This is a genomic window from Candidatus Pelagisphaera phototrophica (assembly GCF_014529625.1).
Classification (GTDB): domain Bacteria; phylum Verrucomicrobiota; class Verrucomicrobiia; order Opitutales; family Opitutaceae; genus Pelagisphaera; species Pelagisphaera phototrophica.
The window spans coordinates 3368512-3384238 of record NZ_CP076039.1 but is presented as its reverse complement, the minus strand read 5'-3'; the positions used below and the strand labels follow the sequence as shown (position 1 = coordinate 3384238).

Genomic DNA, 15727 nt, shown 5'->3' with positions numbered 1-15727 from the left:
ACCCACCAATCATTATGGCAATTGCAACTGGATCCAAGGCTCCGGACTTTACTTTGATACACAAAAACGATAGCGGTCTTTCCGATGTCACGTTAAGTGATAATTTTGGAAAAACGGCGACCGTTCTGATATTTTTCCCTTTCGCCTTTTCGGGTCCTTGCGAAAAGGAACTGTGTTCGATCAGAGATTCGATCAGCGAATATAAAAATTTGGATGCTCAAGTTTACGGCATCAGTACTGATTTCCCTTTTGCTTTGGCGGCCTTTGCGAGCTCTCTCAATGTTGATTTCCCGCTACTAAGCGATTGCAACAAAGAGGCGAGCGCTTCTTACGAGGTGCTTTTCGAAGAGGCTTTAGGTATGAAGGGCGTGGCCAAACGATCGGCAGTAGTTATCAGCAAAGATGGAGAGGTCATTTACAGCGAGTCGAGCGAGGACTTAGGACAGTGGCCTGACTTCGACGCTATCAAGGCGGCCCTCGTTTAAGCTTGGTTCCCGCGATTAGGCTACTGTTTGTACCTCAGCGAACAAGCTTGAAACGAATTCAAGTTTCAAAGCGTTTTGAGTGTTTATGTGCCTGAAAAGTCCCCCGTTTTTCTAGTTGGTCCCGATTCTCTCCCCGTTGCGGTCAGGTGCTTTGATGGCGATGGTTTTAAAAACGAGGTGCCGCTACAGGAGTTCCTCGATGAAACTTAAGTTTCCGAAAAGGACCGTTTGTTTTTGGATTCAGGCTACCTTTCGGCGTGGACAGCAACGCCTGTGTCGAAGAGGTAGTTTCGTAGTTGAAATTGCTACAGATCAGCTTTGCGGAATCATTAATCGATCACGTTGCTTGGTCGATATTGGCGTCAGATAGAAAAAATGCACGCTAACACGCACCTTTCTAAGAATTTTTCTAGCTGATCATTGCTTCGCGAGGCGGAGCAAATTTCGTTAGGCTGATTCCTTCGACCGACTTTTTGTATTCCTCTATTGTGGGGATGCGGCCGAGGCTTGCGGAGAGGACGACTACCGGCGTTGAAGCGAGGAGCGATTCTCCCTTTTTGCGTTCGGAATCGGCAACAACTCTGCCCTGGAAGAGGCGAGTAGAGGTTGCTAGAACAGTGTCGCCATTGGCCGCCTTTTCTTGGTTGCCCATGCAGAGGTTGCAGCCGGGACGCTCAAGATAGAGGATGTTCTTGTATTCGGTGCGAGCTGTATTCTTGGGAGCATCATCGTTGAACTCAAAACCTGAATACTTTTGGAGAATCTCCCAGTCGCCCTCTTCTTTGAGCTCCTCGATGATGTTGTAGGTCGGAGCTGTTACGACGAGAGGCGCTTGGAATTCGACCTTGCCGTATTGCTCCTCGAGGTTTCGGAGCATTTTGGCAACGATCTTCATGTCGCCCTTGTGAACCATGCAGGAACCGACGAAGCCGAGGTCGACGTTCTTTTCTCCACTGTAGAAGGTAAGGTCTCTGATCGTATCGTGCGTGTAGCGCTTGGATGCGTCCTCGTTGTTTACGTCGGGGTCCGCGATCATCGGCTCGACGATGAGGTCCAGGTCTACCACAAATTCAGCGAAGTACTTGGCGTCGGAGTCAGGAGTGAGAGCTGGCTTTTCGCCTGATCGGATCTCAGCGATGCGATTGTTAGCCTTGTCGATCAAACCTTGGAGGACTTGGGTATGATTATCCATACCCTTTTTAATCATTATTTGGATACGACTTTTCGCTATTTCGAGCGACTTGATAAGCGTCTCATTTTGAGAAATACAGATGGAGGCCTTGGCCTTCATCTCTGCTGTCCAGTCGGTGAAGGTGAAGGCTTGGTCGGCTGGGAGGGTGCCGATGTGAACTTCGATTATGCGGCCCTGGAAGACGTTGTCTCCGAATTGTTGGAGCATCTGAGCTTGGGTAGCGTGAACGACGTCGCGGAAGTCCATGTGCTCTTTGAGGTCGCCTTTGAATGTTACCTTAACGGACTCGGGGATTGGCATGTTGGCTTCACCTGTGGCCAGTGCGAGGGCAACTGTACCGGAGTCAGCTCCAAAAGCCACGCCCTTTGACATGCGGGTGTGGGAGTCGCCGCCGATAATAATGTCCCAATCGTCTACAGTGAGATCGTTCAATACCTTGTGGATGACGTCGGTCATCGGGTGGTAAACCTCCTTAGGGTCGCGGCCAGTTATGAGACCGAAACCGTGCATGAAATTCATAAGCTTCGGAATATTGGCCTGAGCCTTCTTGTCCCAAACAGAAGCGGTGTGACAGCCGGACTGGTAAGCACCGTCGACGGTAGGAGAGATGACGGTTGCAGCCAAGGCTTCCAACTCTTGGGAAGTCATCAATCCGGTGGTGTCTTGAGAGCCGACGATGTTGACATTAACACGGACGTCAGAACCAGCGTGCAAAGTCTTTCCCTCGGTTATGCCTACCGCGTTTCTGTTGAAGATCTTTTCAACCGCGGTGAGGCCTTGGCCTTCGTGAGAGATTTCCTTTGAGGCGGCGAATACTTGCTCGCACTCTATGCCGAGCGTTTGAGCTGCGAAATTTTGTAGTTTTTTACCGAATACGATAGCGTAAGATCCCCCCGCTTTAATGAACTCCAGCTTTTGCGGGGTGAGCGACTCGGAAATGTCGATGAGCTCCTTTTCGCCGTTGTAGAGCTTCTTCTCCTTGAGGTTGATGGTTAGAACAGTGCCGGTCTCAACAGAGTAGGCCTTCTCAAGTACAGGTTCATCTTTGTCGTCGAGGACTGTCTCGCCATTCTCATCGGTCTTCTTGACCCAGTTCTTGAGGTCAATGCCGATACCGCCTGTGACATCGACGGTTGTCAGGAAAATCGGCGAGATCCCGTTCGTACCTGCAACGATAGGAGCAATGTTGACGAAGGGAACGTAGGGGCTTGCTTGTTTGCCCGTCCAAAGAGCGACGTTGTTGACGCCGGACATTCTGGAAGAGCCGACGCCCATAGTTCCTTTTTCGGCGATGAGCATAACTCGTTTGCCCGAATGCTGTTCCTGGAGAGCTTTTATTTCAGCTTGAGCCGATTCGGAAATCAGGCATTTACCGTGAAGCTCACGATCGGAGCGAGAGTGGGCTTGGTTGCCTGGAGATAACAGGTCAGTGGATATATCGCCCTCGCCAGCAATGTAAGTGACGACGTTGATATTCTTATCTACATCTGGGAGATTGGTGAAGAATTCCGCCTTCGCGTAACTTTCGAGGATGTCTTTGGCGATTGCACTACCGCTTTTGAAAGCCGTTTCGAGACGGTCGGTGTCCGCTTCATAGAGAAAAACTTGAGTTTTGAGAACTTCAGCGGCATCCGAAGCGATTGAAGCATCGTCGGAGAGGGCGAGGTCGAGAAGAACTTCCACTGAAGGACCGCCCTTCATGTGGGAGAGAAGCTCGAAGGCGTAGGTCGATGAGATTTCTTCGACTGTGGATTCGCCGAGGATTATCTCCTTAAGAAATATCGCCTTTACCCCGGCTGCACTAGTGGTGCCCGGCAAGGTGTTGTAGATGAAAAGGTTGAGGGAGCTTTTTCTGTGCTCGCTCTCAAGATCTTTGATTTGTGCAATGATTTCGGACAACAAATCGCTGCTGTCGATTGGCTTTGGGTTCAACCCTTGATCTTTTCGTTTGTCGATCTCTTTTAAGTATTGGGAATAGAAACTCATGGCTTTCTCAGAAATGTCGTCTGATGTGGGGTGGTTTCAAGAAGAATTTGCAGATATCCTCGCCTTAATGTTTGGTGAATCGATCGGTTTTAGCCAAACCCCAGAAGAGTTAATTGAATTTTGTTAAGTCCATGTAAATTAGGCGTATGTAATGATTGCGAACATGGATTCTGATTTGTAGGGCCGCGATTGATAGAATCCTCTCCTGATTGAGACCTCGTTACTTGAGTTCGCTTTTTGCAAATATATAATGAACAGTAGTTAATGAGAAATAAGCTGATTCTTTAAAGGTGTAAGTGGTAGTGGGTTATTCATGACGAGCTAAAGCTTTCGGAATATTCTCAATGATATATCGGACTCGGTTGAATAAGCTGGCTGCCTTGGTAGTTTACCATTTGTCTTGAGGCGGATTCTGAAGACGCCAAATTAGAGGAGTTAGTCGTGCTTTGATGTCCTGAATTGCCGAAAGCTTGTTATGGCCGAAGAAAAACCGGTTTTTTTAGTCGATCCGAATTCGACCCCTGTTGCCGTAAAGATTGTCGGCAGGGCTTCGTTTCAGAACGTGATGCCTCTTCAGGACTTCCTGAAAGATGCGACGAAAACGGGAAGTCGCAGCTACGTTTTCGATTTCTCTTGTTGCACGGGCATGGACAGCACGGTTTTAGGTGTGCTGGCGGGATGTGCTCTAGAATTGCGTAAACTTGAGCCCAAAGGATCTCTGGTTCTCTCGCGTCTGAGTGAGCGTAATACGACGCTTGTCCGCGGTTTAGGACTTCACCGCATCGCAACGTTGGATCTGGGCGATCAGGCGATCGATGCCTCGGCTGTGACAGAATCATTGGATGCCGGGCGACTTGACGAGTTGGATAGCACCCGACTGTGCCTTGAGGCGCACGAAAATTTGGTGGAAACCGATGGTGGCAATGAGACGAAGTTTCAGGATGTGATAAGCTATTTGAAGAACCGGATTACAGAAGGATAGTTGTGCTTTTTTTGTTCGTTTACCCATAGGAGTCTTTTGCCCACGGCTTTTCGATTGCTTCCACCGATCGCGTGCTGAATGATTCTGAACCATATGAGCGGTATCACTACTGAAATGATCGACAAGGAATCGCTGCCGAATAGCAAAGGGCGCTTCGGAGACTTCGGCGGTTGCTATGTGCCGGAGACCCTGATGACTGCCTTGAAAAAGCTCGGCGAAGAGTATGATCGAGCTAAGGTTGACCCGGCCTTTCAGGGGGAGTTGGCTTACCAGTTGAAGGAGTTTGCCGGACGTCCAACGGGACTGTATTTTGCCGAACGGCTGACGGAAAAGCTTGGTGGGGCAAAAATCTATTTCAAACGGGAAGATCTTTTGCATACAGGCGCCCATAAAATCAACAACGCGATTGGCCAGGCATTGCTGGCAAAGCGTATGGGAAAACGTCGTATTATCGCGGAAACCGGTGCGGGTCAGCATGGGGTCGCCACAGCTGCTGTCTGTGCCAAGATGGGATTAGAGTGTGTCGTCTACATGGGTGCGGTGGATATGGAGCGGCAGAAGCTCAATGTTTTCCGAATGGAGTTGTGCGGAGCGGAAGTCAGAGGGGTTGATTCAGGACAGAGAACCCTGAAAGACGCGGTTAACGAGGCAATGCGCGATTGGGTGACCAATGTTCGCGACACTCACTACATTCTTGGGTCGGCATTAGGGGCACATCCTTATCCCATGATGGTTCGCGATTTTCACCGTGTAATCGGACGGGAGACTAGGGAGCAAATTTTGGAGAAAGAAGGACGGCTTCCAGACGAGATGATTGCTTGTGTTGGCGGGGGATCCAATGCTATCGGGCTTTTTTATGAGTTTTTGGATGAGCCCGATATTAGTCTTGTTGGCGTAGAGGCGGGAGGAAGAGGAATTAAGCTCGGTGAACACGCTGCTCGCTTTGAAGGAGGTCGCTTGGGAGTCTTGCAGGGGTGCAAGACCTACATTCTACAAAACACTGACGGTCAAATAGAGCTGACCCATTCGATCTCAGCAGGACTTGACTATGCCGCCATCGGGCCAGAGCACGCCTACTATCGAGATATTGGTCGTATTGAATATGCTTATGCAACGGATGACGAAGTGCTATCCGCTTTCCAGATGCTTTGCCGCACGGAAGGAATTATACCGGCTCTTGAATCGACTCATGCTCTAGCCTATACGCTCAAACGAGCGCCGCAACTGTCCAAGGACAAGGTTATCGTTATGAACCTGAGTGGACGCGGAGACAAAGATGTTAACCAGGTAGCAAAATTCTTGGGACAAACCGTATGAAGAGCATGACTGGGTTTGGCAGGTCGGAACTAATTGAGGAGGGCGTGACTGTCTCGGTACAGATATCTTCAGTTAACCGGAAAAGTCTGGATATCATGTGCATTCTTCCAAAAGAGTTTCAGCGACTGGAAAGACAAGTTGTCGAAAAAGCGAGGAACCGGATCGGAAGGGGAAGGATACAGTTTTCAATCGAGATTAAGGACGAGCGAAATGAGTCGGCAGGGCTACCGTCCGACGATCAAATCGACGCAGGAATTGCGCGATTGAAGAGAATCACTGAACGCCATGGTGGTTCGATAGAAATAACTCCTCAGGTCGTCGTCGATCTAGCTAGGCTGCTAGAGTCAGAGGCGATTGCCTTGCCGGTGGAAGTCGTGGAGCGGCTATTGATGAAATGCGCGGACGCCGCCTTGGAAGAATTGGTGTCGATGCGTGAAAATGAGGGAACAGTGCTGCGTGAGGACTTAGGAAACCGGTGTATCGTGATGAAGAATACACTGAATGAGGTTGGAAGATTGGCACCGGAGATGGTCAAGAAGCATCGCGAAAATCTGTTGGGCCGTTTGGAACAGGCTGGACTGAAGATCGATGTTGAGGATGAGCGGGTTCTTAGGGAAATTGCCTTGTTTGCAGATCGGTGTGACGTTTCCGAAGAAATTACGCGGCTATACAGCCATTTGGGCCAGTTCTCTGACTTGCTTGATAAAGACGAGCCGGTGGGGCGATCCATAGAATTTCTTATTCAGGAAATTGCCCGGGAGATAAACACGATCGGAGGCAAGTCGAGTTCCATAGATGTTTCCAAATCCGCATTGTCTTTGAAGAACGAACTCGAGCGGATTCGTGAACAAGTAGCTAATGTAGAATAGGGGCTAAATCTTGCCGTCCTGGCCAAGTCGGTGTCCGATTCTGTTATTCGATCAAAATAAAGTCTCCTGAGTCGGCAGTTACGGTACTTCTTTGGAAGGCTCGTCTTTTGGCTGGAGAAAGGAAAACAGGATGTAGAGGCCGACACCAATGGTTATGGCAGAATCGGCGACATTGAAGCTGGGCCAGTACCAGTCCTTAATATGGAAGTCCAGGAAGTCAGTTACGTGCCCTAAACGAAATCGGTCTATGAGATTTCCGATAATTCCGCCTATGATCAAGCCGAAGGCCCATTGAGACTGTGGCAGTATGAGTTGTAGTGAATTGCGACCGACATAAACCAGAACGAGAGCAAGTAGACCGATAAATGCGAGAACTTTCGGATAACCGCTAAAAAGGCTCCAGGCGGCGCCGGTGTTTCCCACATGGACTAGATGGAAGAACCCTGGGATCACTTCGATACAGTGAGGCGGATAGAAGCTGCCGTAGGGTAAAGTCTTCTCAATAAGAACTTTTGTGACCTGGTCTAAAACGATAACCACTAGCGCCAAACTATGGAGTCGCTTGTACGCTGCGATACCTTGCATCTAAAATCTGGAGACTACTCAGAATCCCCGTCAGAGAAGTTTATCGCGTCTTCGGATGAGGCTTCTGCGAAAACGCCGCCTCGTTGAACGGAGCGTGTTTGATTCTTTTCGAGCTGCTTTTGTGTTTCGACTGAGTAACGCGTGAAGGGAACGGCCATCAGACGTTCATTGTTGATGGGCTGACCAGTCATTTCACAAATACCGTATTTTCCGCTGAAAATGCGTTCGATAGCTGCTTCAATTTCGGTCAATGCGTCCTGCTCACTCGATACCATGCTCAGTGCGAAGTCGCGGTCAAAGGTATCCGTACCGGCGTCGGCCATGTGCTGGCTGTATCCAGAAAGATCGCCAGCGTCATCTTTGCTGGACCGCTTTAGCGTCTCTTCCGTGTGCATGCTTAGACCGCTTTTCACGTGGTCTCGCAGTTCGATAAGAAGGTCATGGAATGCCTGGTGCTTTTTTGGTACTTTCCGAGACTCGATGGGGGGCTCCGTGGAACTCATTGGATCAAATCCGAGAATATCTGAAAGCGATGCTGCTCCGAGAACGCGGGCTTCCGCTTTTTGTTCCGCTTCTTCTACTTCCCTCTGAGCCCGCTCCTTGGCCGCTTTCTTGTTAGCGACTGCGTCATCGTCGACTTTGCGCGAATTGGCGATTGAAAGTGCGTCCTCGAGGGAGAACCCTGCACTGGCGGGAGCTTTCTTAGCAGGGGCCGTTTTTGAAGCGGACGTCTTTTTCGGAGAGGACGCTTTTGCTGTGGAGGACGTCTTCTTTGGTGGGGGCGCCTTTTGGGACGAGGCCGCTTTTTTGGCGGCTACCTTTTTAGCTACTTTCTTGGTAGTGCTCTTGATGGCTTTTTTGGCTACGACTTTTTTAGAGGGCATTATTTGAGACGGTTAAAGAATGGCTTCGGCACATCTGGGACAAAGTTGATCGTTATCGACGCCTTTTTGAAGGTCCGGAAACCATCTCCAGCAACGCGGACAACGACCGCCATCAGCCTTGGTTACTTTGATTTTCATTCCGCCATCGCCACTCGTGATGAGTGTTACTTGCGAAACGATGAAAAGTTCTTCGAGAAAGTTCTGGTACTTGTTAAGTAGTGAGAACGTAGGATCGGATTCTTGACCAGATAGTTCGATAAACGCGTCTAGCGACCGGCCGATGGCACCTTCCTTGCGGAGTTCTTCCAGCTTTTCATTAACGGAATTTCGGAAGTCAAGGAGGGTGGTGAATTCGCTTTCAAGTTCCGAATCCCGCCATTTGGCAGATTCGGTGGGCCATCCTTGAAGGGCCAGCGGTTCATTAACAAAATCATGATCGGAAACGAAATAGCTCCAGGCCTCATCGGAAGTGAAAGGGAGAATTGGCCCGAGAATCCGAGCGAGCGTACGAAAGATATGGTAGATCGCCGTTTGGGAGGAGCGCCTGAGAGTATGTTCCTCTGCTAGTGTATAGAGGCGGTCTTTAAGAATGTCATGATACAGTGCAGACAGCGTCACTGAGCAAAATTGATTGCAAAGCTGGTAGACGCGATGGAACTCGTATCGCTCATAGGCCTGTTCGCAGGCTTCGGTCAAAACAGCAGTTTTGTCCAATGCCCAGCGATCGAGTTCGTGGAGTTCCTGAACGGGCATCCCGTGTTGCTCGATTTTGAAATCGAAGAGATTTGATATCTGGAACCGGTAAGTGTTTCTGAGAAGCCGGTAGGCCTCTCCGATCGTCTTTAAGATTTCTTCGCCCATCGGAACGTCGTTCCGAAAGTCGGTAGAGGCTATCCACAACCGAACAATATCGGAGCCGAATTTGTCCATGTAGTACTCCAAAGTCATGGACCCTTCGCTTTTTGAAAGCTTGGTTCCATCCTGGTTCACGATAAAGCCATGAGTGAGGATGCTCTTGTAGGGAGCAACTCCTTCGCGGATTACTCCGGTCCAGAGGGAGGATTGGAACCAGCCACGATGTTGGTCGCTTCCCTCTAGATAAAGATCGCAAGGCCAGGCCAAGTTCTCGTCGTTTTTGAGTACGGCAAAGTGGCTCGAGCCGGAATCGATCCAAACATCAAGCGTATCGCTACCGGAGGTAAGTTTTTTACCCTGCCAAGAAACGGGTAGCTCGACACCCTCGAGAATCTCATCAGCGGTTTTTGTATACCAAAGATTGGTTCCGTCGGTTTCAACCTTGCCAGCGATCGCCCTTATGACGCTTGGGTCCAAGTGACCAGTGCCCTCTTCGTCGTAAAACGCAGGGATTGGAACCCCCCAAGATCTCTGGCGACTGATACACCAGTCGGGTCGTGATTCAACAGCGCCGCGAATTCTGTTTTTGCCCCAGTCAGGTATCCATCTTACGGATTCGATCGCGTCTAAAGTTTTTTCGCGTTGTCCGTCTTTGTCCAAAGCGACAAACCATTGGTCAACCGCTCTAAAGATGACCGGTGTTTTGGAGCGCCAGCAATGGGGGTAGCTATGGGTGATTTTCTGCTTCTTAACAAGCGAGCCGGCCTCAGCCAGCGCTTTCAGAACTTTCCCGTTTGCAGGGACCCAACCATCTGACTCCAGAACGGATTCCCCAACGAGAAAATCAGGAATTTGGCCATCGTCGTCGTATTCGCCTTTGTCATTTACGGGGCAGTAGATATCCAGTTCGTACTTGAGCCCAGTCAGATAATCGTCAATCCCGTGTCCGGGAGCCGTGTGAACACAACCCGTACCCGATTCGGTGGTAACGTAGTCCGCCAGAACGATTGGGCTCGGTCGGTCAATAAAGGGGTGACGTGACTCGATGCCTTCAAGGCTTTCGCCCGAGGCCGTTTGTACGATTTGCCAATTTTCCAGGCCGCAGTCTTCGGCGAAGGTTTCAGCCAGTTCTTTTGCAACGATGAATACGCGTTCGCCTGCCTCGACAAACGCGTACTCAAGTCTTGGATGCACCGCGATCGCCAGATTCGCGGGAATTGTCCACGGTGTAGTGGTCCAAATGACAATTGATAGAGGTTTCTCGATAGCGAATTTCTCTTTTTCTGGAATGTCGAAAGCGGCCCAAATGCACGGGCTCGTGTGGTCCTTGTACTCAATCTCCGCTTCGGCCAAGGCGGTTTCGAAAGGAATAGACCAGTAGACCGGCTTTTTGCTGCGATAGACCAGCTCCTGGTCTACGAACGAAGCCAGTGTTCGCAGGATCTCTGCTTCGTAGGCGGGGTTCTTGGTTTTATATTCATGGTCCCAGTCGCCCAAAACGCCCAGTCGTTTAAATTGTCTGCGCTGGACGGAAATCCAATGCTCCGAAAAGGCGTCGCACTTTTCCCTCAGTTGAGCTGTGGTTATCTTTTCGCCAGCTGCTTGGATCTCCTTGGAGACCTTATGCTCGATGGGTAGACCATGACAGTCCCACCCGGGGATATACGGTGTCCGGAATCCTTTGGCTGCTTTGTAGCGAAGAACGATTTCTTTGAGCGTCTTATTCAGGGCGTGGCCAAGGTGAAGGTCCCCATTAGTAAAAGGGGGGCCGTCATGGAGCAGAAAAAGCTCTCCATCTTGGTTCTTCTGCTGGATTTTACCGTACAAATTGACTTTTTCCCAGTGGCGTACTCGGTCAGGTTCACGCTTGCCAAGATTCGCCCGCATAGGGAAGGAAGTCTGTGGCAATTTGAGCGTATCTTTATAGTTTTCAGCCATGCCCTAGGTGAAGAATGCGCGGATATTGTCGATCGGTCTCTGAGTGTCAAGGTCGGAGAAAGTGCTTGCGAAAAGGGTTTGCCAGCGAGGTTCCCAATGATCGCGGGAAACCGATAAGTCTGCTTGGTAATCACCCATAGCGTAGTGGCGAATTGTATCCGATTGTAGAGCAAATGGGTATTTTCGGGAAGGATTCGGTCGAGGACAATGGATGGGTCGAAGTTTGGCTCGGTATCGATACGAATACCCTCCTCCAGCCTGGGTATCACAAAATCGGCGATGAAATCCATTCCCCCCACGAGGTTTTCTGCAGCAGAGATCTGTATCTTTAGTCTCGATTACGATGTCAGCGTGGAGCCTCATGGTGCAGACTAGAGTGAGGTCGCGGAAAGAAGAGAACCAAGTGGGTGGATTGACCAGTTCGTCTTTGATTAACATGACCATAACCGTTTTGAGCATCCATCGAACCAGACGGACACGGGTATTTTGAAATATCGGCATTCTCGACGCTTTTATGGGCAAAAACGTTCCATAAATGAGCAAATTTGGGCAATTTATCTTAATATTATCGATCTGTGATTGGACGACATGCTTAGTCGCCGAATTGAAGTTGCATTCTCTTGGATCTTCCTACCAATGTTCGCATTCCCTTTTGACCTCGCCTCAAAGGCGAACTCGATCGAAGCGAAAAACAAATGAAACGAACGCATCATTGTGGCCAACTACGCGGAAGCGATGTTGGGAAACTAGTATCATTGATCGGATGGATCGACTCCATTCGTGATCATGGCGGTATCCTCTTTATTGACCTGAGGGACCGCGAGGGCCTTACTCAAGTTAAGGCTAATCCGAATAGCGATGATAGCGATTTCAATGCGACGGTGCATCGCCTGAGGGACGAATCCGTGATTGGGATCAAGGGAGTTGTAGAGGCTCGTGATGGAGATAATGTAAACGCTACTCTTCCAACGGGGGAAATCGAGGTGGAGATTAGCGAGGTCGTCGTGCACAATATTTCTGAAACGCCCCCGTTTCCGATCGATGACGAAAAAGGAGACCGGGTAAATGAGGATCTCCGTCTGACGTACCGTTATTTGGATCTTCGTCGTGGCAAGATGCGCCGAATGCTCAAATTGCGTAACGAGACCACCAAGTCGATCCGCAACTACATGGACGAGAGAGGGTTCTACGATATCGAAACCCCGACGCTTTTCAAAAGTACCCCGGAAGGGGCTCGCGAATACCTTGTGCCCAGTCGCATTCAGCCGGGACACTTCTATGCGTTGCCGCAGTCGCCACAGCAGTTCAAGCAGATGCTTATGGTAAGCGGTGTAGAACGCTATTTCCAGATCGCCCGTTGCTATCGCGACGAAGATCTGCGGGCAGACCGGCAAATGGAGTTTACCCAATTGGATATCGAGCTTTCGTTTGTCGACCGCGAAGAGATGTACTCCATTATGGAAGGACTGATGAAGCGCGTTTGGAAGGACACACTGGGCGTCGAGATCCCGACCCCATTTCCACGCATGCCTTTCCAGGAAGCGATGGACCGTTATGGGGTCGACAAGCCGGATACGCGATTCTGTCTCGAACTCTCGGATTTCTCAGAGACGTTTGCGAGTTCCTCGTTTAAGGTCTTTTCGGCCGCGGTCAAGAATGGTGGAGTAGTAAAGGCGTTCAAGGCTCCAACGTTGGCCAACGTGACGCAGGGTGAGCTCAAAAATCTAGAAGAAGTCGCCAAATCGCTTGGAGCGAAGGGGCTTGCCTTCATCAAGATCGAAGACGGCGAATGGAAGTCGCCCATCGTCAAATTCTTTTCGGATGAGGAGAAAGCAACCTTGCAGGAAAAGCTGGACCTCGAAGAAGGTGATATCGTCTTTTTTGCCGCCTCTGAATGGGAACAGGCTTGCGCGATCTTAGGACGCATCCGTCTAGAATGTGGCGAACTGCTCAAGAAGCGAGGGAAGCTCGAAATTCCATCGGACCAATTTGATTTCCTTTGGGTTGTGGAGTTCCCATTGATGACCTACGATGAAGAACATGGCCGTTACGTAGCTTCTCATCATCCGTTTACCTCGCCGGTGCCGGAGGATAGCCATTTGCTGGATTCCGATCCGAAGAGGGTCAGAGGGCAGCATTACGACCTAGTATTGAATGGAGTCGAGTTGGGAGGTGGAAGTATTCGTATCCACCAGGCGGATCTGCAAAAGAAGATCTTTGAAGACGTGCTGAAGCTTCCTGCTGATGTGGTGGAGAGTCGATTTGGCTACATGCTTGAAGCATTTAAGTATGGAGCTCCGCCGCACGGAGGTATCGCTTTTGGACTGGACAGGCTAGTGATGATCCTTTGCGGAATGTCAAGCATCCGAGAAGTGATTGCATTTCCGAAAACGCAGAAGGGCCAATGTCTTATGACGGAAAGCCCAAGTCCTGTGTCGGAAAAGCAACTCAAGGATTTGCATGTCGAAACGACGCTTTTAGGGAAAGAGCAGTGACGGCCCCGTTGAAAGAACGGTGGCATTGAAGTCATGGCCAAAGATAATGGAAATCCTGAATGAACCGCTCGAATTTGAGCGGTTTTACAGTTGGTGGTTAAAAAAATGTCACAATCGATCAAGCAGGATAGATCGCACGACACAATTAATATTACTTTTTAGCAGTTTTGTGTGTCTCAGTTGGAAATCTGGGGAAGCTGAGATAGATGGCATGCGAGTTGCTAAAGGGGAGGCATTAAACGTTGTGCAAGAATAGCCAACACCATTGATAAAATAAAAATCACGAACGTTATGACAAAACTTCTCATAAAACTCCCCGGACCTTTGCTGTTTGCTCTGATAACAGCAATGATGGCGGGTTTAACGCCAGCCTTGGCACAAGAAGAAGCGGGTCCTGTCGACGATTATCTAGAGCTTGTCGAGTCAGTTGGAGCCGAGTATGCACCTGCATTCGACTTCTTCACTGTTTCGATGCTTTGGACGGTAATCGCTGCGGCGCTGGTCTTCCTCATGCACCTTGGATTTGCCACGCTGGAAGCGGGACTGACCCAATCGAAAAACACTGTAAATATACTCTTTAAGAATGTATGGATAATTTCGATCGGGTTGATCACGTACGCAGTAGTGGGATTTAACACCCATTACCCCGGAGACTTCAACGGTTGGATCAGCATAGGATCCATGATCGGAGATCTTAACGCCGACGGTGGAGGCACCTGGGGATACGGAGGTTTGGGCCTCGCTATGACCGGTTATGGTGACTTCATTTTTCAGGCGATGTTTGCGGCCACTGCGGCAACTATTGTCTCGGGTGCGGTTGCAGAACGGGTGAAGCTCTCGGCATTTATGATATACTCTACGATTCTGGTAGCTTTCGGGTATACGATTGCAGGTTCATGGCACTGGGGTGGAGGCTGGCTCTCGCAATTAGGTGGAGGCGAAGCCGGATTCTATGATTTCGCAGGTTCGACAGTGGTACATGGATTTGGTGGGGCAGCCGCTCTCGCAGCTGTTATGATTCTTGGCCCTCGCAAGGGGAAGTACAGTGATGATGGCACGGTCAAGCCGATTTTGGGTCACAGCATGCCTCTGGCAGCTGTGGGCGTATTCCTACTCTTTTTCGGATGGTTTGGATTCAACGGTGGCTCGGTCCTGTCTGCAAACCCAGGTCCATTGGGGCTGGTCTTTACGACGACCGCACTAGCAGCCGCTGCTGGAGGTATCGCTGCTATCATGACATCCTGGGCTGTACTCAAGAAGCCAGACCTATCAATGGCTTTGAATGGTCTTCTGGCGGGATTGGTTAGTATCACTGCAGGTGCGGATTCGGTATCCGTCGTTTCGTCAATCATCATGGGTGCTGTTGGTGGTGTAATCGTGGTATTTGCGATTATTTTCTTCGACAAAATCAAGATCGACGATCCTGTTGGAGCGATTTCTGTTCACGGTGTTTGTGGCATTTGGGGTACGGTTGCTGTAGCGATCTTCGGAGGAGCAAATTTGATGTCTCAAATCATTGGTGTGATAGGAGTCTACATATTCGCCTTTGTTTTCTCTTTTGCCATATTTGGAATCATCAAGGCCATCATGGGCGTGAGAGTATCAGAAGAAGAGGAAACCGAGGGACTTGACATCTCTGAGCATGGGCAGGAGGCCTATAACACCAATTCTTAGTAGATAAAACGCTTGTCTAAGCCAAGTGACACATTAACTTGCATTTAGGTAAAAGATAAATTTTCATCAACAACCAAACCCAAGTGTAGTTTTAATGAAACTTGTTTTAGCAATTATAAAGCCGTTCAAATTGGAGGAGGTCAAAGAGGCCCTTTCAGAGGTCGGTATCGAAGGAATGACAGTGACCGAAGTCAAAGGCTTCGGACGCCAAAAAGGCCACACGGAAATATATCGTGGAAGTGAATACACGGTGGACTTTCTCCCTAAAGTGAAGATCGAGATCGCCGTCCATGACGAAGTGGTTTCACAAGCTGCTGAAACGATCGCAAGGTCTGCCAAAACCGGCAAGATTGGAGACGGCAAAGTGTTTGTCTTACCGCTCGAAGAAGCGATCCGGATTCGGACCGACGAGCGTGGAGATACTGCGCTTTAGTAGGCCCTGTTCAGTCTTTCATCATTTTCGAG

The 15727-nt window shown here is 49.7% G+C and carries 13 protein-coding genes; 8 read left to right on the top strand and 5 right to left on the bottom strand.

Annotated elements, in window-relative coordinates:
• Positions 1 to 14: 14 nt before the first annotated feature.
• On the top strand, positions 15 to 485 hold the full coding sequence (locus GA004_RS14525) for a redoxin domain-containing protein (protein ID WP_283394598.1): 471 nt from the start codon (positions 15 to 17) through the stop codon (positions 483 to 485).
• Positions 486 to 894: 409 nt separating this feature from the next.
• Here GA004_RS14525 and GA004_RS14520 read toward each other — a convergent pair whose 3' ends face one another.
• The gene (locus tag GA004_RS14520; RefSeq protein ID WP_283394597.1) at positions 895 to 3663 is read right to left on the bottom strand and encodes a bifunctional aconitate hydratase 2/2-methylisocitrate dehydratase; all 2769 of its coding nucleotides are present in this window, start codon (positions 3661 to 3663) and stop codon (positions 895 to 897) included.
• On the opposite strand from GA004_RS14520, the gene GA004_RS14515 reads away from it, so the two are divergent.
• From GA004_RS14515 to GA004_RS14500, 4 genes are all read left to right on the top strand, one after another.
• Positions 3662 to 3790, top strand: a complete 129-nt coding sequence (locus GA004_RS14515) for a hypothetical protein (protein ID WP_283394596.1) — start codon at positions 3662 to 3664, stop codon at positions 3788 to 3790. The genes GA004_RS14520 and GA004_RS14515 overlap by 2 nt on opposite strands.
• 348 nt (positions 3791 to 4138) lie before the next feature.
• Positions 4139 to 4645 carry an STAS domain-containing protein gene (locus GA004_RS14510; protein WP_283394595.1) on the top strand — a complete coding sequence of 169 codons (507 nt, stop codon included), beginning with the start codon at positions 4139 to 4141 and terminating at the stop codon, positions 4643 to 4645.
• Between the two features lie 78 nt (positions 4646 to 4723).
• Positions 4724 to 5962, top strand: a complete 1239-nt coding sequence (gene trpB, locus GA004_RS14505; protein WP_283394594.1) for a tryptophan synthase subunit beta — start codon at positions 4724 to 4726, stop codon at positions 5960 to 5962.
• Positions 5959 to 6831 (top strand): YicC/YloC family endoribonuclease, encoded by an 873-nt coding sequence (locus GA004_RS14500; RefSeq protein WP_283394593.1) that lies wholly within the window; start codon positions 5959 to 5961, stop codon positions 6829 to 6831. The genes trpB and GA004_RS14500 overlap by 4 nt, the downstream gene beginning before the upstream one ends.
• Before the next feature lie 78 nt (positions 6832 to 6909).
• Here the strand turns inward: GA004_RS14500 and lspA are convergent, their stop codons facing one another.
• From lspA to GA004_RS14480, 4 genes are read right to left on the bottom strand one after another with little or no spacing between them, the layout of a single operon-like run.
• Positions 6910 to 7416, bottom strand: a complete 507-nt coding sequence (gene lspA, locus GA004_RS14495; RefSeq protein ID WP_283394592.1) for a signal peptidase II — start codon at positions 7414 to 7416, stop codon at positions 6910 to 6912.
• 14 nt (positions 7417 to 7430) lie between these two features.
• Positions 7431 to 8300, bottom strand: a complete 870-nt coding sequence (locus GA004_RS14490; protein ID WP_283394591.1) for a TraR/DksA family transcriptional regulator — start codon at positions 8298 to 8300, stop codon at positions 7431 to 7433.
• A 12-nt stretch (positions 8301 to 8312) separates the two neighbouring features.
• Positions 8313 to 11093, bottom strand: a complete 2781-nt coding sequence (gene ileS / locus GA004_RS14485) for an isoleucine--tRNA ligase (RefSeq protein ID WP_283394590.1) — start codon at positions 11091 to 11093, stop codon at positions 8313 to 8315.
• Between the two features lie 3 nt (positions 11094 to 11096).
• A complete protein-coding gene (locus GA004_RS14480) occupies positions 11097 to 11594 on the bottom strand; it encodes a hypothetical protein (RefSeq protein ID WP_283394589.1) in 498 nt (165 codons plus the stop codon).
• Between the two features lie 194 nt (positions 11595 to 11788).
• On the opposite strand from GA004_RS14480, the gene aspS reads away from it, so the two are divergent.
• From aspS to GA004_RS14465, 3 genes are all read left to right on the top strand, one after another.
• Positions 11789 to 13588 carry an aspartate--tRNA ligase gene (gene aspS, locus GA004_RS14475; protein ID WP_283394588.1) on the top strand — a complete coding sequence of 600 codons (1800 nt, stop codon included), beginning with the start codon at positions 11789 to 11791 and terminating at the stop codon, positions 13586 to 13588.
• Between the two features lie 291 nt (positions 13589 to 13879).
• Entirely contained in the window at positions 13880 to 15262 is a 1383-nt protein-coding gene (locus GA004_RS14470) for an ammonium transporter (protein WP_283394587.1), read from the top strand.
• A 94-nt stretch (positions 15263 to 15356) separates the two neighbouring features.
• Positions 15357 to 15695, top strand: a complete 339-nt coding sequence (locus GA004_RS14465; RefSeq protein WP_283394586.1) for a P-II family nitrogen regulator — start codon at positions 15357 to 15359, stop codon at positions 15693 to 15695.
• The last annotated feature ends 32 nt before the right edge of the window (positions 15696 to 15727 follow it).